Genomic DNA, 19,423 nt, shown 5'->3' with positions numbered 1-19,423 from the left:
TCTCACTCAAATAGTCATTTAATCTTTTCACTGCACATCACCAGATTGGGCAATGTGTTTATTGTTTGTCTTGATGTTCGATGTAGTCGAAATACTCAAAGTCAGCAGCTCGCTTTTGTCCGCGAATATCAGCAGCAAATAACGCTGCAAAGCTGCCGGTGAAACGGAAGATATCAGGACCACCTTCATCGGACAGTGGCGTGCTGTTTAGAGAAGGGCCTATCTGTTGCCAAGTCTGTCCATCCAATGAATAACTGAAGCGATACCATTGGCGATCGAGCTCGAGACGCATAAAGACAGCATCGGCATCGCCAATAAGCACCTCCTCAGAATACTCCCCATAAACATCATTTATGTTTCCGACAATTTGCAGCAGCCTGTTTCCTTCATCATCGGCGCTCATCTTAAGGAAATAATGGCCATTGCGTGAGTAGTAAGCGCACAAGCCTGCCATCTCGTAAGGTGTTTCAGGTGCAAATTCTAGCTTGGTCTCTACAGTGCAGTAGAAAGCCTGAAAGCGGCGAGCCAGCATGCTTTGCTCGTATCTTGATGAGAGATAGTGGCGGCCCTTTAGTCTCAAATACCCTGGTCGCTCAGTTAGCGATAGCCAAGATTCGTCTTTGGGTTCTCTTAGCGTTTGATAATCAACAGCAAGCGTTGTGGACTCGAAGTTGTCACGACTCGGTTTACTTGACCAAGGGTGCGGCTGAAGATCTGGGGCTTCTACTTCGACGGCAGGTATACGACCTGAAGTGACATAAGGCCACCCCTCTTGCCAGTTCGCTTTTTGTATCGCAGATTCACGCCCGAGAATAGAATAGCCATTGTCATAATCGGGTATGAATTGATAACCCTCAGGGTTTGGAATTCGTCTGCTACATAGATGGCTTAGATACCACTCGCCATTTTGAGTCTCAACAAAGAAGCCGTGCCCAGCACGCTCAAGGGGAGCGTTCTCTTGAAAGCGCGTAGTTAGGATTGGATTTTCAGGATGAACCTCATACGGCCCTAATATATTCTTAGAGCGACACACAGTGACGGCATGGTTACGTTCAGTGCCACCCTCTGCGGTAATAAGGTAGTAGTAGCCGTCTTTCTTGAGGATCTGTGGCCCTTCGGTGCAGCCGAGTTTGGTGCCTTTGAACACATTGTGTGGTTTTCCAACCAGAGACTGCGTTTCGACGTCAAATTCTTGAACTACAATGCCACCAAAGAAATTCGTTTTTTGTCTGCCATCCCACACCATGTTGACCATGTATTTCTTGCCGTCGTCGTCATGAAACAGTGATGGGTCAAAGCCATAGTTGCCTATGGAAACGGGTTCACTCCATGGACCTTCGATGTTCTCTGCGGTCACAACAAAGCAAGGGGTTGCCATCCAGTTGCCGCCTCGACATGAGTGTACGTTGGAAAAGCAAACCCAAAACTTATCATCAGCATAAGTAAGGGTAGGGGCATAGACACCTTCAGAGTTATCCATGCCTTTCATGTCGAGTTGTGAGGTGCGAGTAAGAACATGTCCGGCGAGACGCCAGTTGACGAGGTCTTTAGAGTGGTGGATCTGAATGCCAGGAAACCACTCAAATGTTGAAGTGGCAATGTAATAATCATCGCCAACTCGAACTATGGAAGGATCAGGGTTAAAGCCTTTAAGTATTGGATTTTGGATTACATGGGTCATTGTCATTTCTTATTCTTGTAGTTGACTGCGAATTTGTTTATTAAAAAGCCCGAGAACCTTAATGTATATGGCGCTCGGGCTCGATTAGTTAACGTATTGCTTGGTTATTTAAAGATAAAGCCGTTAACGATGTTTTCTAGATGCTCTTGACGACCCGATGCCATCTTAGGTGCAATGTTTTTCTCTTGAGCAAACTTAGCCACTTGCTCAAGGTTCATTTCTCCACTTAAGATTTTCTTACCTAGGTCATCGTTCCAGCCAGCATAGCGCTCAGAAGTCAGCTTGCCTAATACGTCGTTCTCTAGCATAGCGGCTGCATTTTCTAGAGATTTAGCCATCACATCCATGCCGCCGATATGACCGTGGAATAGGTCTTGTGCATCGATAGATGGGCGACGAAGGCGAGCATCAAAGTTAAAGCCACCCGTAGTAAAACCGCCTGCTTTCAGAATTTCGTACATGACTAGCGTGTTTTCTTCAACGCTGTTAGGGAACTGGTCAGTATCCCAGCCTAGCTGAGCATCACCACGGTTTGCATCAATAGAACCAAACAAACCTAGAGAAGTCGCAGTCGCCACTTCATGGTGGAAGCTGTGCCCCGCAAGAGTGGCGTGGTTGGCTTCGATGTTTACCTTGATTTCATCTTCAAGGCCGTATTGCTTCAAGAAGCCATACACGGTCGCGGTATCGTAGTCGTATTGGTGCTTAGTCGGCTCTTGTGGCTTAGGCTCAATCAAGATAGTGCCGTTAAAGCCAATCTTGTGTTTGTGCTCAACCACCATCTGCATTAGACGGCCTAATTGTTCACGCTCTTGGCGAAGGTCAGTGTTCAGTAGTGTTTCGTAGCCTTCACGACCACCCCAAAGTACGTAGTTCTCACCACCTAGGCGTTTGGTTGCGCCCATAGCGTTGAAGATTTGAGTTGCTGCATACGCAAATACTTTCGGGTCAGGGTTAGTGCCTGCACCTGACATGTAGCGAGGATTAGAGAAGGCGTTTGCAGTGCCCCAAAGCAGTTTGGTGCCTGTCTCCGCTTGCTTCTGCTCAAGAACGTCAACCATAGTTTGGAAGTTGTTGATGTACTCTTTGATAGAGTTGCCTTCAGGAGCCACATCAGTGTCGTGGAAACAGTAGTAAGGCACGGTTAGTTTTGAGAAGAAGTCGAATGCGTGGTCAGCCTTCATGCGAGCCACTTCCATCGGGTCGTTGCTTTTTAGCCAAGGACGGTCGTAAGTGCCAGCGCCGAATACGTCAGAGCCAGCCCAGCAGAAGTTGTGCCAGTAGCATGCAGCAAAGCGCAGGTGCTCTTTCATGCTTTTGCCCAGTACCATTTTGTCGGCATCGTAGTGGCGGAAAGCAAGTGGGTTTGAAGACTCGGTGCCTTCAAATTTAATCTTATTAATGTTTTTAAAGAATTCGGTCATAATCGTAATATCCAAAATGAGTAACAGGCTTCGATAGTCATAATTTACTTTTTATCTCATTCCTTCAATTACGATTTTTAGTACTAAAATTCATGTATTTGTTATTTGTGCGACAAGTCTCATTCAGGAGGTGAAAACCCTTTCTTGAGTTTTTGTGATGGATTATCGAGCAAGTGTTATCAGTTTTTAGATGTTTATCACATAAACAAGATTGCATAATTAAGTTGCTAATAACAGTAATTTCAATTAGTCGCCTAGGTATTACTATTTAAAGTTATTAATAAAATGATTACTGATTGATTATTTATAATAAGCTCACCCCCAAACAGAGCTTTAATTAATAAAGCCCCATTTTTATAACGGGGCTTTTTAATATGAAATAGTGTTAGCTTCTCTAGGCTGACTTTTCTCTAAAGTCTTTAGGTGTCATTTCAAAGTTCTTTTTAAATACCGTGTACATGTACTGTAACGACGGGTAACCACAGACCTCTGCGATATCATTGATCGAGAGTGAGGTGCTCGTTAGTAGGTTGCAAGCTCTCTTCAGTTTCGAGTTATGAATCTCTTGATGGATAGAGTGTCCTCTGGCTTCTTTAAATCGTACTTCCATGTTTGAACGAGAAATACCCACATAGCTAAGTACCTGATCAACCTTGATTCCTTTGCAAGCATTGTGTCGAATAAAGTGCATTGCTTGAATCACATAAGGATCGTTTAAGGCTTGATAATCAGTGCTTTGACGCTCATACACCATTGATGGTGGAATCATGACTTTAGGTCTTGCTGTGGGAACTAAGGCCTCATTTTCAGAGTTAGCTTGGGTATCTAAAATGTTGTGAAGCATCTTAGCGGCACGATAGCCCATTTCCTTGCTACCTTGAGCCACAGAGCTCAGGGAAACTCTTGTGAGGTATCGAGTTACCTCTTCATTGTCGATGCCAATCACGGCAACTTTGTCGGGAACCATAATGTTTAAATGGCTGCATACTTGCAGTAAATGTCTAGCTCTTGAATCTGTTACTGCAATAATCCCTGTGGGGGTTGGAAGCCTTTGTAGCCAGTCAGCAAGACGGTTCATATCATATTGCCAACTGCCAGACGAGGTCTCATTACCACGAAACACTGCACTAGCATAACCTTCACGAGCGACGATGTTTTTGAATGCCTTTTCTCTTTCGCTGGCCCAGCGGCGACAAGGTGCATCAGGGATGCCATAAAAAGCAAAATTTTGTAGCCCTTTGCCTTTTAGGTGTTGGAACGCCATTTCCACCAAGGCTTGGTTATCTGTAGCAACATAGGGGACGTCGGGGTAATCATTTTCAGACTGGTAAGAGCCACCGACGCCGACCACAGGAATGTCTGAGTTTGAAAGTAAGCGCTCTATCTCCGGATTGTCAAAATCTGCAATGATGCCATCGCCTTGCCAAGCTCGAACATTCTCCAAGTGAGTCGTAAAGTCTTCCTCAAGGAAAATATCCCAGTCACACTGAGTTGCTTGTAAGTACTCGCCAATGCCTTCAATTACTTGTCGGTCATAAACCTTATTTGCATTGAATAGCAAGTTTATTCGATATTTCCTATCCATAATAACAATAAGCCATAGAGTCAAAACAAAGTCGCATGAGTCTACCAGTAGAGTACAAACTCATACATAGAATGAATACTATGTTGTGATCGTGAGCTCATTCAGTAGATTAAATAAAAGGATAAACAAAAAACATAAGCAGGAATAGGAACAATAATTAATGATCTGAATTTACTCATGATTGTTATTGAAAGTGGTGGAATAGGTTAAATATCGAAAACCAAGAATTAACATATTATTAAGTGGTTATATTTCAACATATGAGCAAATTATAAATACTTAGAATAAAGTAATGAATAGTTAGTAATGTAAAGAAAGGCAGTGTTGACCGTATTCTTCTTTTTAAGGCTGTGATTTATAAAGTATTACTTATCTGTGATGAGAATCATTATGCCTATCATGCATGATCTTCTGTTCTTTTATCACCTCAAGGTGTCGCTTGAGTACCACAAGAGCGTAACCGCCAATAATCACTACGGCGTAAATGACGATAAGATAAAAGAATGCATCAGAGAGAAGAACCAGGATCGGTTGCATCAAACTTTGTGTTTCTTGCGCCTGCATCTCATCTTGTCCAGTTACTCATGATGGTTAAATATTGGTCTATATTATGCAACTGAGTTGGTATTTAATCGTTTGTGTTGCAGGTAATCACAAAACTGAATTTCTTGTTACATCAAACTTACGTAGACGTGATTGGCAGCAATAAAAAAGGGGCTAAAAGCCCCTTTTAAAAACATAAGGTTACGCTTGCACGTTACTCTACAGTAACCGCTTTTGCTAGGTTACGAGGTTGGTCTACGTCAGTACCTTTGATTAATGCTACATGGTACGACAACAGCTGCATTGGAACCGTATAGAAGATAGGTGCTGTAATTTCGTTTACATGAGGCATCTTGATGATCTTCATGTTTTCATCACTCTCAAAGCCTGCTTGTTCGTCAGCAAATACATACAGCAGTCCACCACGTGCACGTACTTCTTCAACGTTAGATTTCAGCTTCTCTAGAAGCTCGTTGTTTGGTGCGATAACCACTACTGGCATATCGGCATCAATAAGAGCCAGTGGGCCATGCTTCAATTCACCCGCAGCGTAAGCTTCAGCATGAATGTAAGAGATCTCTTTGAGTTTAAGAGATGCTTCCATCGCAATTGGGTAGTATTCACCGCGGCCTAGGAATAATGTATGGTGCTTGTCAGCAAAATCAGGGGCTAGAGCTTCGATTTCTTTATCGAACGCTAGCGCTTTTTCAATGGCCGTTGGGAGTTCATGTAGAGCCTGAACAATCTCTGCTTCACGAGTTGCATCTACACGACCTTGTAGGCGACCAATTGAAACTACCATCATCAGCATTGCTGCAAGTTGAGTGGTAAATGCCTTAGTTGAAGCAACACCGATCTCTGTTCCCGCACGAGTCATGAAGGCAAAATCAGATTCACGAACAAGAGAAGAGCCTGCCACGTTACAGATGGTCATTGCCGCCATGTAACCTTTTTCTTTAGCTAGGCGAAGTGCAGCTAGCGTATCGGCAGTTTCACCTGATTGAGAAAGAGTCACAAGTAGGCTGTTTGGACGAGTTACGAACTTGCGGTAACGGAACTCAGATGCAATTTCTACGTCACAGCTTACGCCAGCGATAGATTCGAACCAGTAACGAGCAGCCATGCCTGAGTTGTATGACGTACCACAAGCAATGATCTGAACGTGTTCTACCTTGCTAAGGATTTCTTCTGCTTTAACGCCGATAGCGTTAGTGATGACTGAGTCTGCAGAGATGCGACCTTCCATAGTGCTAATTAGCGCTGTAGGTTGCTCGAAGATCTCTTTTTGCATGAAGTGACGGTATTTACCTTTATCACCTGCATCGTGCTCTGCGTTAGATTCGTGCTCTTCACGCTCTACAGAGTTACCTTCTGCATCGAAGATAGACACGTCACGGCGCGTGATCTCTGCGATATCACCTTCTTCTAGGTAGATGAAGCGACGCGTTACGTTAAGTAGTGCTAACTGATCTGAAGCAAGGAAGTTCTCGCCTACACCTAAACCAATCACAATTGGGCTGCCAGAGCGAGCGACAACGATACGGCTAGGGTCTTTGCGATCAACTGCTACTGTGCCGTAAGCACCATCAAGTTGTTTAGCCGTCTTTTGTAGTGCCTCAACTAGAGACGCTGATGTTCTTAGTTCCCATTCAACTAGGTGAGCAATAACTTCAGTATCGGTTTGAGAAGTAAATACATAGCCACGGCCAACTAAAAGTTCACGTAGCTCTTCGTGGTTTTCGATGATGCCATTGTGCACAACAGCAATGTCACCCGACATATGAGGGTGCGCGTTTACTTCACTTGGTTCGCCATGCGTTGCCCAGCGAGTGTGTGCGATACCTGTACCGCCTAGAACGTTTTGTGCATCTACAGCGTCTGCAAGTTCTTGAACCTTACCTAAGCGACGAACGCGAGTTAGGTTTGACTCTGCGTCAACAACAGCAACGCCTGCTGAGTCGTAACCGCGGTATTCAAGACGACGAAGGCCTTCTACAAGGATCTCTGCTACATCACGCTGTGCTACTGCACCCACAATTCCACACATGTTTTATTCTCCAGTTTGTCTTTACACATACAGCAAAGACGATAGTAGTTTAAATTTAGTTGGCTGCTCGGATAACGCGAACAGCTTTTGATTCGATAATTTGTTTGTATTCGTCAGACAGATTTTTGTCGGTAATTACGATATCGATGCTATCCCAAGCGAGTTCTAAGTTGGGAATACGGCGACCTATCTTATCGGACTCAATCATGACGATAACCTGGCGAGATACCTCAGCCATCACGCGACTTAAACCAATGAGTTCATTAAAGGTAGTCGTACCTCGCTCAAGGTCGATACCATCAGCACCAACAAACAGCTGGTCAAAATCGTATGAACGAAGAGCTGCTTCGGCGACTTGTCCTTGAAATGAGTCTGAATGTGCATCCCAAGTGCCACCTGTCATCAATAGGGTCGGCTCACTCTCTAGCTCATTGAGCGCATTTGCTGCGGTCAATGAATTCGTCATTACCACTAAGCCTTTCTTGGTGTTTAGCTTAGAAATAAGAGCACCTGTGGTGCTGCCGCTATCGATCAAAATTCGATTGTGGTCACGAACCAAGGAGGCGGCGACCGATGCTAGAGATAGCTTCTTTTCTGAAATCAGTATATTGAGCTCTTCGGCTACCGTTTCGGTTGGGATAGAGACTGCGCCACCATAGCGACGGAGTAGCTGTCCACTTTGTTCTAACGATGCAAGGTCTTTACGAATAGTAACTTCTGACGTATCAAAGCGTTTTGCTAATTCTTCAACAGTCACTTCGCCTTGTTCCTCGACAAGAGAGGCGATAGCACTGCGTCGAATTTGAGTATTTCGTTTGGTCATATTCGGTTTCTTTCGTTTCAATGGGCGCATTCTTTCACATCGAAACTTAAATGTCTACACTTCGAAAGCTAGTTGAAACCAGTAGTGCCACGGCCTTTTGTCATAAGGTATTGTTATTTATGAATTGAAAAGCATAATTTTCGAAGAGAATTATTTAGGTGTTTATGCTTGCTATCTTTTGTTTAGAAAGGCAATTAAAGGGCGTTTATTGAAGGGGTAAGGGGTGGTATTTGCCGATTACGGCTGATCTAGGTCAAAAAATCGCTAATAAGAGTTGGACAAAATCACTACTTATTTTACACTACAAAAAAACATTAAAACCCTAATTACTAGAAAGGTAGAGTTATGAGACTGATTCCGTTAAGCAATGCTGAAAAAGTAGGTAAGTGGGCTGCTCGTCATATCGTTGCAAGCATCAACAAGTTCCAACCAACAGCAGAGCGACCATTTGTACTGGGTCTACCAACAGGTGGCACTCCACTAACCACTTATAAAGCGTTAATTGAATTGTATAAAGCGGGTGAAGTGAGCTTCAAGAACGTTGTTACCTTCAACATGGATGAGTATGTAGGCATTGACCCTGAGCACCCTGAATCTTATCGCTCTTTCATGTACAACAACTTCTTTAATCATGTTGATGTTCAAGAAGAAAACATCAACCTGCTTGATGGCTTGGCTGACGATATCGATGCTCACTGCGCAGCATACGAAGCTAAAATGAAGTCTTACGGCAAGATTAACCTATTCATGGGTGGTGTTGGCATTGATGGGCACATTGCTTTCAATGAGCCAGGCTCATCTCTATCATCACGCACACGTATCAAGACTTTAACTGAAGATACTCGTATTGCGAACTCTCGCTTCTTTGATGGCGACATCAACCAAGTTCCAAAATACGCACTAACTATCGGCGTTGCCACTTTGCTTGATGCGGAAGAAGTGATGATTCTTTCTTTAGGCCACAACAAAGCGCAAGCATTGCAAATGGCAGTTGAAGGCAGCGTAAACCACATGTGGACAGTGACAGCTCTACAGCTTCACAACAAGGCAATCATCGTTGCTGATGAACCTGCACAGCAAGAACTTAAGGTAAAAACGGTTAAGTACTTTAACGAGCTAGAAGCTGAGAACATAAAAGATCTATAAGCTTGATTCGATTGAATAGATAATAAAAAACCACCGTTAGGTGGTTTTTTTGTCTTAGGAGGTTAAGTCATTTTCACGACAGAGTTTGTTGATGATATCTGTGATGGCGAGCACTAGGGTAGAGCGTACTCTCTGGAAGTGCCGAGTTAGAAACATATCTAATGTGGCGCCACTCATACCTTCTGCAAGAGTTGCATCAAACTCGAGCGGCATAATGCCCTTAATTGAGTTTATCTTGTTGAGCTCAAACAACACATCAACTTCAGTGAAGCTGACCTCTTCTCCCTGAATCTTAGCCCATTCCCTTAACGTCACGAAGATTTCTATATCGTCGTAAATCTCTTTGGAGATACTTCCCAGCCCTAACAAAAGCTTGGTTCTTACTTGGATTTCTCCTAAAGGACCATCGTTGGTTAGTAAGGGATCAACCACAAATTTAACCGCATAATCATCTTTGAAAAAGATACTCTTGAGCAATGCATCAACGGTATCGTCTAATGCATCATAGGCAGTTAACAGGCACTCGTGAGCGCTCTCTGCTTCAGAAAGGGCCTCAAGGAGTTCTGTTTCATGCTCAGGAGTTATGGGCATACTACTCTTATTATTGTGGGGACTAAAATTAAAAGGCGCCTCATAAGAGGCACCTATTGTTTGGATCATTTAATCGCTAGGTAAGCTTGTTCCGCTAGTTTAACAACTTCAGCATCAACATTCAGCTCAGAGTAGTGCGCTAATGTCTCAGCAAAGCCTTTTTCAGCAAACATAGCTTGAAGTTCAACTGCTTGCGGATCGTCGTCATTCTTATAATGGAATGCAGCAGCGATACCTTTTAGCAGATGCTTGTTTGGTAGGTTGTATTCTAGAGTACCGTTAAGCGGTTTAATCAAACGGTCTTGAGGGCTTAGCTTACGAATTGGTTGACGACCTACACGATCCACTTCATCGCGAAGGAACGGGTTAGCGAATCGACCAAGGATCTTTTGAATGTAAGCTGCGTGAGCTTCAGGGTCAAAGCCGTAGCGACGAATCAATACTTCACCACTTTCTTCCATTGCTGCTTGTACTTCCGTACGAATCGCAGGATCTTCGATTGAGTCTTTGATGGTCTCGTGACCCGCAAGAACGCCAAGGTATGCAGTGATTAAGTGGCCAGTGTTTAGGGTAAATAGTTTACGCTCAACAAATGCCATTAGGTTATCTGTGCATTCCATTCCAGGGATGTTCGGAATCTCGCCCTTGAATTGAGTTTGATCGACGATCCATTCACTAAAGGTTTCAACGGTCACGGCTAAAGGATCAGTTTCACCTTCTTCGACTGGTGGAACGATACGATCTACTGCTGAATCAACAAAGCCTACATATTGGTCGGCTTTCGCTTTCACTTCATCGCTTAGGTGGCCGTAAACAGCTTCTTTTAGCTGAGTAGTACCACGTACCATGTTTTCACAAGCGATGATGTTCAGTGGTGCTTCATTACCTTGTGAGAAGCGTAGCTCAAGGCCTTGTGCGATGGTCTTTGAGATGATGTTTAGAACCGTTGGTCCTACAGCAGTTGTCACCATGTCTGACTCTGCAATGCAGTTCACAACTTCAGGGCTAGTTGAGTTAACAGCGGTTACGTTTGAAACTGTGTCTACAACACAATCTGCGCCAACAACCTTAACTGAATACTCATTTCGCTCGATAAGAGCGTTTACTACAGTTTCATTTACATCTGCAAACGTCACAGCAATACCAGCGTCAGCAAGTAGCTTACCGATAAAACCACGACCAATGTTACCTGCGCCAAAATGTAAAGCTTTCATAACAGTACCTAACCAATAGAAATTAATAAAAATAAAAAGGAGGCCAGCGTAATAATAAGGGGAGCTGGCCTCGTCACTTACTTAGGAGCGTGACTTAAAGCAATTTTATTTTCCGTTGAGGATATTCAATACATCTTGAGGGTTCGATGTAGTCTTCAACAGTTCAACAGCTTCTTCGTCATCAAGTGAATTAGTGATAGCGGTGATAACTTGAATATGTTCGTCACCTTGTGCCGCGATACCGATTACCATCTTCGCAACATCATCTTCGTCTTCACCCCACTGAATACCTTCAGGGAATTGGCAGAACACGATGCCAGTGCTTTCAACATACTGCTTAGCTTCAATAGTGCCATGTGGTACAGCAATTGACTCACCTAGGTAGGTAGATACCAACTCTTCACGAGCAAGCATGCCGTCTACATATTCTGGGCGAACGTTGCCAAGTTTAACCAGTTGCTCACCGGCAAATTTAATGACTTCTTCTTTAGTCTTTGCTTTCATGCCAAGGAAGATGTTGTCGTTTGACAGTTTCAGTGTACCTTGCTGCTCTGGCTCTTCTTTAGCAACTGCTGGAGATTCTGAAGCACCTTGAGCTTCTAGTAGTTGTGCAACTAGATTGTCGTACACAGCGCCGTCTAGGAAGTTAGATAGTGAAATGTGGTAAGCACTATCAACAACTGAACGAGCACGGTCAGTAAGATCTTTGTGCGTTACAACGATATCTACATCTTGCGGTAGGTTGTTGATTGCTAGGTTAGTTACTGAGATATCGAGGCCAGCGGCTTCTACTTTCTTACGTAGTAGACCTGCACCCATTGCACTTGAACCCATACCTGCGTCACACGCTACGATGATGTTCTTTACCGCAGACATGTTTACGTCAGCGTTTGCAGCTTGACCTTTAGAAGACGCTTTCATGTCTTTCATCTGGCTTGCAGCTTTCTCTAGAGAGTCTTCTTCGTCGTCTGTTTGAGCTTGAGTTTTCATTAGCAGAGCTGCAACAAAGAATGATACTGCGGCCGCTGCAACTACAGAAAGAATTACACCGATGAATGAATCTTTAGGTGTCATGATTAGAACAGCAAAGATAGAACCAGGAGAAGCTGGAGAAATCAGACCTGAGCTAAATACAACGTTAGTGAATACACCAGTCATACCACCTGCGATTACAGCAAGGATTAGACGAGGGTTCATCAATACGTATGGGAAGTAGATTTCGTGAATACCACCAAAGAAGTGGATGATAGAAGCACCAGCAGCAGATTGCTTAGCGTTGCCTTTACCAAATACCATGTACGCTAGAAGTAGACCAAGACCAGGACCAGGGTTCGCTTCAATTAGGAAGAAGATTGAACGACCTAGTTCTTCAGATTGTTGTACACCTAGTGGGGTAAAGATACCGTGGTTGATTGCGTTGTTTAGGAACAGAATCTTCGCAGGCTCTACAAAAATAGAAGCTAAAGGAAGCAAGCCAGCGTTTACCATTACGTCTACACCAGCAGCAAGAGCTGATGACAGAAGTTTAACCGCAGGACCAACAACTAAGAATGCTAGGATGGCACAAATCATACCAACGATGCCGGCAGAGAAGTTGTTTACCAACATCTCAAAACCACTCTTCACTTTACCGTGAACTGCTGCGTCAAATTTCTTGATTGCTAGGCCGCCTAGAGGACCTACGATCATTGCACCCATGAACATTGGAATGTCAGTACCAACGATAACACCCATAGTAGTGATGGCACCTACTACAGCTCCGCGGTCGCCACCGACCATTTTACCACCTGTATAACCGATTAAGAGCGGCAGAAGGTAGGTAATCATAGGACCAACCATGGCAGCTAACGTTTCGTTAGGAATCCAGCCTGTTGGAATGAATAGGGCGGTAATGAAACCCCAAGCAATGAATGCCCCAATATTAGGCATAACCATGTTGGAGAGGAAACGACCAAAGTTCTGTACTTTGATCTTAGCTTCGGGAGATAGCATAGGGTGACCTCGTTTATTATTTGAGCCAGTTGGCAGTGTTGTTCTAGTTAACGTTGACAAAAATCTATCACATAAATTTGAAAACGCACGTGCTGCCCTATAAGTGTGATCTAGATCACGTGCGGATTGTTTGTATTATTAATTCATAGTGATCTGCCTCACATAAAATGAGTGTTAATAAATTACACAAGCAATTTATTAAGATTTACTCTCATTTTAAGTGGGCGTAGATCACACTTCTCTTTCTTTGGTGAGAATATTTATTGTGATGCCGATCGCATTTGTTTCAATTAACACATAATTACAGTGAATTAATGGTTGGTTTGTAGGCTTTACTTGTGCGGTTTTTGTGCAGGTAAGGGGTGGTAGCAACATTTTGTAATTAAATTACATTTTAGCAGGGTGATATTCTAAAAAAGTGAGGATCTGTGTTTAACCTATGTGAACTGGCACACAGATGTAGGGCCATTGAACTTTGGGGGCGCGGAATCTGCTTTATATTGATTAGTATTTGGAAATTGCTGGGCTTTTATGAACACTCTAACTTGAACATTGTTGGTGACACTTCTAGTTTTGAGATACAGACAAACTCACTCAAGGTATACATATGAGCCAATTGACTCCATATTTGTTTTTCTCTGGGAAATGCGAACAGGCCCTAGCTTTTTATTGTGATGCCTTCTCTGGTGAGGTTGTTTCACAGCAACTCTTCTCTGACGCTCCCCAAGTTATAGAGGGCGCAGAACCTCATTGGGTTATGCATGCCGAGTTTAAATGCCCCCACTTTTCACTGATGATGTCAGATGGCCTGAAAAGCACGGAGAGAGATGGACCTATAGCCCTGTCTATAATGCTTGACGATATGAGCCAACAGGCTGAGATATTTAATGCATTGGCGGAAGAAGGGCAGGTGATTATGCCTCTAACCGATATGTTTTGGGGTGCACACTTTGGGCAGCTCGTTGATAAGTTTGGTATCCGCTGGATGTTGCATTGTCAGAATGACGTGGGAGCGAATAATGGATGACGGTTGTGGTTATCTGTCTGTAGCGGCTAGTCGTCAGTACTAACCGACGTCATTATTAAACTCAGCCACTTTTAGCGCAACTTACAGTGATGACTTACTTCTTTAGATTCCCTCCTTCGAGGGAATGACGAGCTAGACATATTCATCGTTCACAATGTTCAGGGAAAAGCACAGGGAAAAAGCCCAGACGAAAAAAAACCGCGTTACTTTCGTAATGCGGTTTTTTTATAATGTGGCTCCCCTTGCAAGACTTGAGCGCGCCGAGCTTCGGTTGCGACATATTCATCGTTCACAATATTCAGGGAAAAGCACAGACGAAAAAAAACCGCGTTACTTTCGTAATGCGGTTTCTTTAATGTGGCTCCCCTTGCAAGACTTGAACTTGCGACATACGGATTAACAGTCCGCCGTTCTACCAACTGAACTAAAGGGGAATTACTTTTAAGCAAATAAATGGTGCCGACTACCGGAATCGAACTGGTGACCTACTGATTACAAGTCAGTTGCTCTACCTACTGAGCTAAGTCGGCGCCGTATCAATAGCATTAGCTAGTGATGAAAAATGGCTCCCCCTGCAAGACTTGAACTTGCGACATACGGATTAACAGTCCGCCGTTCTACCAACTGAACTAAGGGGGAATTACTTTTAAAGCAAATAAATGGTGCCGACTACCGGAGTCGAACTGGTGACCTACTGATTACAAGTCAGTTGCTCTACCTACTGAGCTAAGTCGGCACACTATATTCTTTACTGATGTCTAAGACACCAACAATTAAATTGTGGTGCCCGGAGGCGGAATCGAACCACCGACACGAGGATTTTCAATCCTCTGCTCTACCGACTGAGCTATCCGGGCGACGGGGGGTATTAAACGGTTTTTCGTTATTCAGGTCAACAAAAAAATGCAAAAAATATTCCGCTTGATGAAATTCTAGTCCGAAGCGTACATTTTATGTATAAAAGAGCGCTTTTTTCACCAATTAATAACGAATTCTTTTCTTATTGCTACATTCATTGCTCATCACATATAGGGTAGCGATTGATAAACCTATGACTTAGTGATGATGACAGGGAGATCGCACTGAGTAATAACTTATTGGTCGCTAACTGTGAGCATATCTTGAGATTAGTTGAGAGATAAGTTTTTGAATGTCTGTTTATTATTCTTTTAGTAGCAGAGGTAAAGAGGGGGATTCTTGAGGGATGAGATATTAAGTGGGCTTGACTCTGTTGCTTGCTTCACTAGTGTGTAGGGGGCTAATCAGTGTCATCCCCGAATGGTTTTATCGGGGAGCTAATTAGTTTGGCAGTTGAAGAGGTCTCCGACTGGTACGCCAGCCCGGAAAATACTTCGGAGGCGACGGTAGTGGGGAAGCTTGAGTTGCTGTGCGTAGTTAGCTTGATGACTTAAGAAGTACGCTGGTTAGTGGTTAAATTGTATAAAAGGTAAATCAGCGTCATCCCCGAATGGTTTTATCGGGGATCTAATTAGTTCGGCAATTGAAGAGGTCTCCGACTGGTACGCCAGCCCGGAAAACACCTCAGAGACGACGATAGTGAGGAAGGTTGAGTTGCTGAAGACAGGGAGCACTTGATGACGTAAGAAGTATGCTGGTTAGTGGTTAAATTGTATAAAAGGTAAATCAGCGTCATCCCCGAATGGTTTTATCGGGGATCTAATTAGTTCGACAGTTGAAGAGGTCTCCGACTGGTACGCCAGCCCGGAAAATACCTCGGAGACGACGGTAGTGGGGAAGCTTGAGCTGCTGCGCGTAGTTAGCTTGATGACGTAAGAAGTACGCTGGTTAGTGGTTAAATTGTATAGAAGGTAAATCAGTGTCATCCTCGAATGTTTTTATCGGGGATCTAATTAGTTCGACAGTTGAAGAGGTCTCCGATAAAAGAATTCGGAGACGACAGTAGAGGGATCGTTTGAGTTGCTGAACGCAGTTAGAACTCGACAGATACAAAAAAGCCCCAGTCCTAGGACTGAGGCTTATAATGTGGCTTCCCTTGTGAGACTTAACACGCCGAGTATCGGTTGCGACATATGCACTGTTCACAAAGTTCTTCAGATACAAAAAAGCCCCAGTCCGAGGACTAGGGCTTATGATGAGGCTCCCTTTGCAAGACTTGAATGGGCCGGCCATCCGGTTGCGACATATTCATCGTTCACAAAGTTTTCCAGATACAAAAAAGCCCCAGTCCGAGGACTAGGGCTTATAATGTGGCTCCCCTTGCAAGACTTGAACTTGCGACATACGGATTAACAGTCCGCCGTTCTACCAACTGAACTAAAGGGGAATTATTTGTGCAATGTTTTCACATTCAACACCAAATAATGGTGCCTCGAGGCGGAATCGAACCACCGACACGCGGATTTTCAATCCGCTGCTCTACCGACTGAGCTATCGAGGCATAAAGAATGGTGCCGACTACCGGAGTCGAACTGGTGACCTACTGATTACAAGTCAGTTGCTCTACCTACTGAGCTAAGTCGGCACACTTTATTCTTTGTGCAATGTTGACGTTACTTGAACACCAACAATCAAATTGTAGTGCCTGGAGGCGGAATAACGGGCCCGCCTAGGGCACTGACTGATGTTTTTCAAAAAAAGACACCAGTTAAAAATATGGTGCCCGGAGGCGGAATCGAACCACCGACACGAGGATTTTCAATCCTCTGCTCTACCGACTGAGCTATCCGGGCAACGGAGCGCTATTAAACGTATTTTTGAGGAATTCGTCAACCTGTTTTTTGGTTTTTTTTAAAAAAGCGTGTTGTTTGCTTTTAATTTGAGCATATTGCTCAAATTATCCCTTTCCTTGGTTAAAATCGCGCTTATATTTGGTCACCTTCTCCAAATATCTTCGAGCTTCAGCATTGCTATGTTTATTGGTTAATGCCCAATAAACTTGATTTGGCTGCAAAGAATTTAAGTTTTTCATCGCATTACTGCGACTGTTTCGGTCGAAGGTGTTCAATACTCCACCTGTTCCGCCGTTGTAGGCAGAGATCATACTGTATTCAAGGGACAAGAAATTATCTACGTCCTTCAAATAGCGGTTCTTCAGAATGTAAAAGTAAGCGGTACCGGTATCAATATTGTTTTCAGGATTGAAGAGATACTCAGGGCTGGGGATGCCAGGTTTCTTTTTAACCAGTTTAAACACGTCGGCGCCTGCCGTTTTTGGTACCACCTGCATAAGTCCGTAGGCATTCGCCCAGCTCACGGCGTAGGGGTTAAAGCTACTTTCAGTTTTGATGATTGCGTAGATCAGGTCTTCTGGAATGTCGTAGCGCTGCGACGCTCTTCGTACAATATCTGCGTACTTATAGGAGCGCACGTCTGAGTGCGTAGCGACCATAGGTATTTCTACATAGTGGGCTATTTTGTAGTCCACTTTTTTAGTCTTCATCTTGTTTGCAATGAGGTAATCTGCAAACTTATTTGCTCGCCAGTTCCATTGGATTGGCTTACCTTCTTGGTCTACAACTTGTTGATATAGAAAGGGTTCACCCTCTAGCTTAATGTTGGATGAAGAGAAAAGATCAACATGCGCAGGATCATCTGGTGTCAATAAAGTGGTGATGATCGCCGTTTTTAGGTGGGCTTTTGGATCATTAGAGGCCACGGTTTCGATCGTGATCTTGCCTGTTGAAAAGTTAACTTCAGCTCGGCTGTCATAGTTATCTATGTACTTCACATAGTTGCTTTTACCAGCAACCTTGACCTGCTGTTTACCCCATTTCTTCTCAATATCACCGGTAAAACTACTGATCAATGAGTCGAGAGCTGCGGTGTCTTTTTCAAACTGTCCGGGCTTAGGGGCCAAATTTTTCGCCGCAAATCGGCTAGTAGGTTCATAGTTTACGTCGTAGATTTTTTCTACAAACTCACGACTGCAACCAACAAGAATTAAGGGAAGGGCAAGATAAAGCAGCTTTTTCATTGGCATCCAAAAACTAAAAAAAGAGTGGCAAAAGCCACTCGATAGGATTATTGACTCGGTGGTGTATAACCATCGATAACGATGTCTTTGCCCTCAAACAGAAAGTTAACCATTTCTGTTTCTAGTAATTTTCGATGCTCAGGATCCATCATGTTCAACTTTTTCTCGTTGATTAGCATGGTTTGCTTGCTTTGCCACATGGCCCAAGCTTCTTTAGAGATGCCATCGAAGATGCGTTTGCCAAGTTCACCGGGATACAGTTGAAAATCCAGACCGTCTGCATCCTTCTTTAGATGCTCGCAAAATACTGTGCGACTCATGAGTGTTCCTTATGTTAGATCATACTTAAGGTTTGCTAGCAGGTTCTTAACCGGTGCAGCCAGCCCAAGTTTCTGTGGTTGAGACAAGTTATACCAAAGACCTTGGTTTTGTTCCATTACAAGGCTAGGAAGTTGCTCTAGGTTTAACAATACAGGCGTAATATCTAGGTGATAATGACTGAAAGTATGCTTAAAGGCGATCAACGTTTTCGCATTGTTAATTTCACCCTCACAACAACCTAAGGACTGTAAGTAGTGTTGGATATCGGCGCTAGGCTGCTCGGGAAAACAATGTAAGCCTCCCCAAATACCTGATGCTGGTCTTTGTTCCAGCCACACCTCATCGTTATGATGAAGAATCACAAACCAAGTTTGTTTTGTGGGTTTCTCTTTCTTTGGCTTCTTGCCTGGGTAGTCAGTTTGATTCTGCTGCTTAAAAGCAACACAGTGCTCAGAAACGGGGCACAATGAACACTTTGGCTTGCTACGAGTACAAACCATAGCTCCCATATCCATCATAGCTTGGTTGTATTCGTCTACTCGTTCGGCAGGGGTGTGCTCACTAGCCACTACCCACAACGCATTTTCAACGACCTTTTTACCAGGCCAACCATCAATGGCATTACATCGTGCCAGAACCCTTTTTACATTACCATCTAGGATAGGGTGAGGCTGATTAAATACCGATGACAATATCGCGCCTGCAGTAGAGCGACCAATACCGGGCAGAGCATTAAGTTCTTCAATATCTAATGGGAAGCGACCGTTATATTGGTCAGCTACGATTTGTGCACTCTTGTGTAGATTACGCGCTCTGGCGTAATAGCCAAGCCCTGTCCAAAGGTGCAGCACCTCATCAATATGAGCCTTAGCCAGAGAATTAACATCAGGAAACTGCTCTAAAAATCGCTCAAAATAAGGGATGACAGTGGCTACCTGCGTCTGCTGTAGCATTATTTCTGATAGCCATACCTTGTAAGCCGTTTTGTCTTGCTGCCAAGGAAGGTGTTTCCTACCGTATTGCTGATACCAAGTAAGTATCTGATTTGCGAATGGTGTCACTGAGAGCCCACAA

At 43.8% G+C, this 19,423-nt stretch carries 14 protein-coding genes and 9 tRNA genes; 2 read left to right on the top strand and 21 right to left on the bottom strand.

The genetic code is table 11. The features are described 5' to 3' along the window. Positions 1 to 58: 58 nt before the first annotated feature. From D5I41_RS20360 to D5I41_RS20335, 6 genes are all read right to left on the bottom strand, one after another. A complete protein-coding gene (locus tag D5I41_RS20360) occupies positions 59 to 1,681 on the bottom strand; it encodes a glycoside hydrolase family 43 protein (protein WP_119011365.1) in 1,623 nt (540 codons plus the stop codon). 104 nt (positions 1,682 to 1,785) lie between these two features. Then, positions 1,786 to 3,105 carry a xylose isomerase gene (gene xylA / locus D5I41_RS20355; RefSeq protein ID WP_119011364.1) on the bottom strand — a complete coding sequence of 440 codons (1,320 nt, stop codon included), beginning with the start codon at positions 3,103 to 3,105 and terminating at the stop codon, positions 1,786 to 1,788. Between the two features lie 394 nt (positions 3,106 to 3,499). Then, a complete protein-coding gene (locus D5I41_RS20350; protein WP_280525086.1) occupies positions 3,500 to 4,690 on the bottom strand; it encodes a XylR family transcriptional regulator in 1,191 nt (396 codons plus the stop codon). A gap of 369 nt (positions 4,691 to 5,059) precedes the next feature. Next, positions 5,060 to 5,254 (bottom strand): hypothetical protein, encoded by a 195-nt coding sequence (locus tag D5I41_RS20345; protein WP_119011363.1) that lies wholly within the window; start codon positions 5,252 to 5,254, stop codon positions 5,060 to 5,062. A gap of 193 nt (positions 5,255 to 5,447) precedes the next feature. After that, positions 5,448 to 7,280: a glutamine--fructose-6-phosphate transaminase (isomerizing) gene (glmS, locus tag D5I41_RS20340; RefSeq protein ID WP_119011362.1), complete on the bottom strand. Its 1,833-nt coding sequence runs from the start codon at positions 7,278 to 7,280 to the stop codon at positions 5,448 to 5,450. Between the two features lie 55 nt (positions 7,281 to 7,335). Beyond that, positions 7,336 to 8,103: a DeoR/GlpR family DNA-binding transcription regulator gene (locus tag D5I41_RS20335; protein WP_119011361.1), complete on the bottom strand. Its 768-nt coding sequence runs from the start codon at positions 8,101 to 8,103 to the stop codon at positions 7,336 to 7,338. A 345-nt stretch (positions 8,104 to 8,448) separates the two neighbouring features. Here D5I41_RS20335 and nagB point away from each other — a divergent pair, with 345 nt between their 5' ends. Continuing rightward, a complete protein-coding gene (gene nagB, locus D5I41_RS20330) occupies positions 8,449 to 9,249 on the top strand; it encodes a glucosamine-6-phosphate deaminase (protein WP_017026777.1) in 801 nt (266 codons plus the stop codon). 54 nt (positions 9,250 to 9,303) lie between these two features. Here the strand turns inward: nagB and D5I41_RS20325 are convergent, their stop codons facing one another. The 3 genes from D5I41_RS20325 to D5I41_RS20315 form a co-directional block, all read right to left on the bottom strand. Continuing rightward, positions 9,304 to 9,840, bottom strand: a complete 537-nt coding sequence (locus D5I41_RS20325) for an MltR family transcriptional regulator (RefSeq protein WP_017026778.1) — start codon at positions 9,838 to 9,840, stop codon at positions 9,304 to 9,306. Positions 9,841 to 9,905: 65 nt separating this feature from the next. Continuing rightward, positions 9,906 to 11,054, bottom strand: coding sequence for a mannitol-1-phosphate 5-dehydrogenase (locus D5I41_RS20320; RefSeq protein ID WP_119011360.1), 1,149 nt, complete (start codon positions 11,052 to 11,054; stop codon positions 9,906 to 9,908). 105 nt (positions 11,055 to 11,159) lie between these two features. Then, positions 11,160 to 13,046: a PTS mannitol transporter subunit IICBA gene (locus D5I41_RS20315; RefSeq protein WP_119011359.1), complete on the bottom strand. Its 1,887-nt coding sequence runs from the start codon at positions 13,044 to 13,046 to the stop codon at positions 11,160 to 11,162. A 607-nt stretch (positions 13,047 to 13,653) separates the two neighbouring features. On the opposite strand from D5I41_RS20315, the gene D5I41_RS20310 reads away from it, so the two are divergent. Then, positions 13,654 to 14,073 (top strand): VOC family protein, encoded by a 420-nt coding sequence (locus D5I41_RS20310; RefSeq protein ID WP_119011358.1) that lies wholly within the window; start codon positions 13,654 to 13,656, stop codon positions 14,071 to 14,073. 358 nt (positions 14,074 to 14,431) lie between these two features. Here the strand turns inward: D5I41_RS20310 and D5I41_RS20305 are convergent. The 12 genes from D5I41_RS20305 to mutY all read right to left on the bottom strand — a co-directional run bounded on the left by D5I41_RS20305 (position 14,432) and on the right by mutY (position 19,410). Beyond that, positions 14,432 to 14,507 (bottom strand) — tRNA-Asn (locus tag D5I41_RS20305). Positions 14,508 to 14,527: 20 nt separating this feature from the next. Beyond that, positions 14,528 to 14,603 (bottom strand) — tRNA-Thr (locus D5I41_RS20300). Between the two features lie 33 nt (positions 14,604 to 14,636). Then, positions 14,637 to 14,712: transfer RNA gene (locus tag D5I41_RS20295), tRNA-Asn, on the bottom strand. Positions 14,713 to 14,733: 21 nt separating this feature from the next. After that, positions 14,734 to 14,809, bottom strand: a tRNA-Thr gene (locus D5I41_RS20290). A 45-nt stretch (positions 14,810 to 14,854) separates the two neighbouring features. Further along, positions 14,855 to 14,930, bottom strand: a tRNA-Phe gene (locus D5I41_RS20285). 1,372 nt (positions 14,931 to 16,302) lie between these two features. Next, positions 16,303 to 16,378 (bottom strand) — tRNA-Asn (locus D5I41_RS20275). Between the two features lie 38 nt (positions 16,379 to 16,416). Continuing rightward, positions 16,417 to 16,492: transfer RNA gene (locus tag D5I41_RS20270), tRNA-Phe, on the bottom strand. 8 nt (positions 16,493 to 16,500) lie between these two features. Further along, a tRNA-Thr gene (locus D5I41_RS20265) sits at positions 16,501 to 16,576 on the bottom strand. 132 nt (positions 16,577 to 16,708) lie between these two features. Next, positions 16,709 to 16,784, bottom strand: a tRNA-Phe gene (locus D5I41_RS20260). Positions 16,785 to 16,888: 104 nt separating this feature from the next. Further along, entirely contained in the window at positions 16,889 to 18,028 is a 1,140-nt protein-coding gene (gene mltC / locus D5I41_RS20255) for a membrane-bound lytic murein transglycosylase MltC (protein WP_119011357.1), read from the bottom strand. A gap of 47 nt (positions 18,029 to 18,075) precedes the next feature. Next, the gene (locus D5I41_RS20250) at positions 18,076 to 18,348 is read right to left on the bottom strand and encodes an oxidative damage protection protein (protein ID WP_017027133.1); all 273 of its coding nucleotides are present in this window, start codon (positions 18,346 to 18,348) and stop codon (positions 18,076 to 18,078) included. Positions 18,349 to 18,357: 9 nt separating this feature from the next. After that, positions 18,358 to 19,410, bottom strand: a complete 1,053-nt coding sequence (gene mutY, locus D5I41_RS20245) for an A/G-specific adenine glycosylase (RefSeq protein ID WP_119011356.1) — start codon at positions 19,408 to 19,410, stop codon at positions 18,358 to 18,360. Positions 19,411 to 19,423 lie beyond the last annotated feature (13 nt).

Origin of the sequence: Vibrio superstes, from assembly GCF_003569005.1 — a bacterium.
GTDB lineage: Bacteria > Pseudomonadota > Gammaproteobacteria > Enterobacterales > Vibrionaceae > Vibrio > Vibrio superstes.
Note: the sequence above shows the minus strand (reverse complement) of the source record. Positions and strands in the feature narration are given on the sequence as shown.

What these genes read in the sequence shown, in the direction of transcription:
- D5I41_RS20360 (WP_119011365.1), bottom strand. Translation starts at nt 1,681, where the DNA reads ATGACCCATGTAATCCAAAATCCAATACTTAAAGGCTTTAACCCTGAT.
- xylA (WP_119011364.1), bottom strand. Translation starts at nt 3,105, where the DNA reads ATGACCGAATTCTTTAAAAACATTAATAAGATTAAATTTGAAGGCACC.
- D5I41_RS20350 (WP_280525086.1), bottom strand. Translation starts at nt 4,690, where the DNA reads ATGGATAGGAAATATCGAATAAACTTGCTATTCAATGCAAATAAGGTT.
- D5I41_RS20345 (WP_119011363.1), bottom strand. Translation starts at nt 5,254, where the DNA reads ATGCAGGCGCAAGAAACACAAAGTTTGATGCAACCGATCCTGGTTCTT.
- glmS (WP_119011362.1), bottom strand. Translation starts at nt 7,280, where the DNA reads ATGTGTGGAATTGTGGGTGCAGTAGCACAGCGTGATGTAGCAGAGATC.
- D5I41_RS20335 (WP_119011361.1), bottom strand. Translation starts at nt 8,103, where the DNA reads ATGACCAAACGAAATACTCAAATTCGACGCAGTGCTATCGCCTCTCTT.
- nagB (WP_017026777.1), top strand. Translation starts at nt 8,449, where the DNA reads ATGAGACTGATTCCGTTAAGCAATGCTGAAAAAGTAGGTAAGTGGGCT.
- D5I41_RS20325 (WP_017026778.1), bottom strand. Translation starts at nt 9,840, where the DNA reads ATGCCCATAACTCCTGAGCATGAAACAGAACTCCTTGAGGCCCTTTCT.
- D5I41_RS20320 (WP_119011360.1), bottom strand. Translation starts at nt 11,054, where the DNA reads ATGAAAGCTTTACATTTTGGCGCAGGTAACATTGGTCGTGGTTTTATC.
- D5I41_RS20315 (WP_119011359.1), bottom strand. Translation starts at nt 13,046, where the DNA reads ATGCTATCTCCCGAAGCTAAGATCAAAGTACAGAACTTTGGTCGTTTC.
- D5I41_RS20310 (WP_119011358.1), top strand. Translation starts at nt 13,654, where the DNA reads ATGAGCCAATTGACTCCATATTTGTTTTTCTCTGGGAAATGCGAACAG.
- mltC (WP_119011357.1), bottom strand. Translation starts at nt 18,028, where the DNA reads ATGAAAAAGCTGCTTTATCTTGCCCTTCCCTTAATTCTTGTTGGTTGC.
- D5I41_RS20250 (WP_017027133.1), bottom strand. Translation starts at nt 18,348, where the DNA reads ATGAGTCGCACAGTATTTTGCGAGCATCTAAAGAAGGATGCAGACGGT.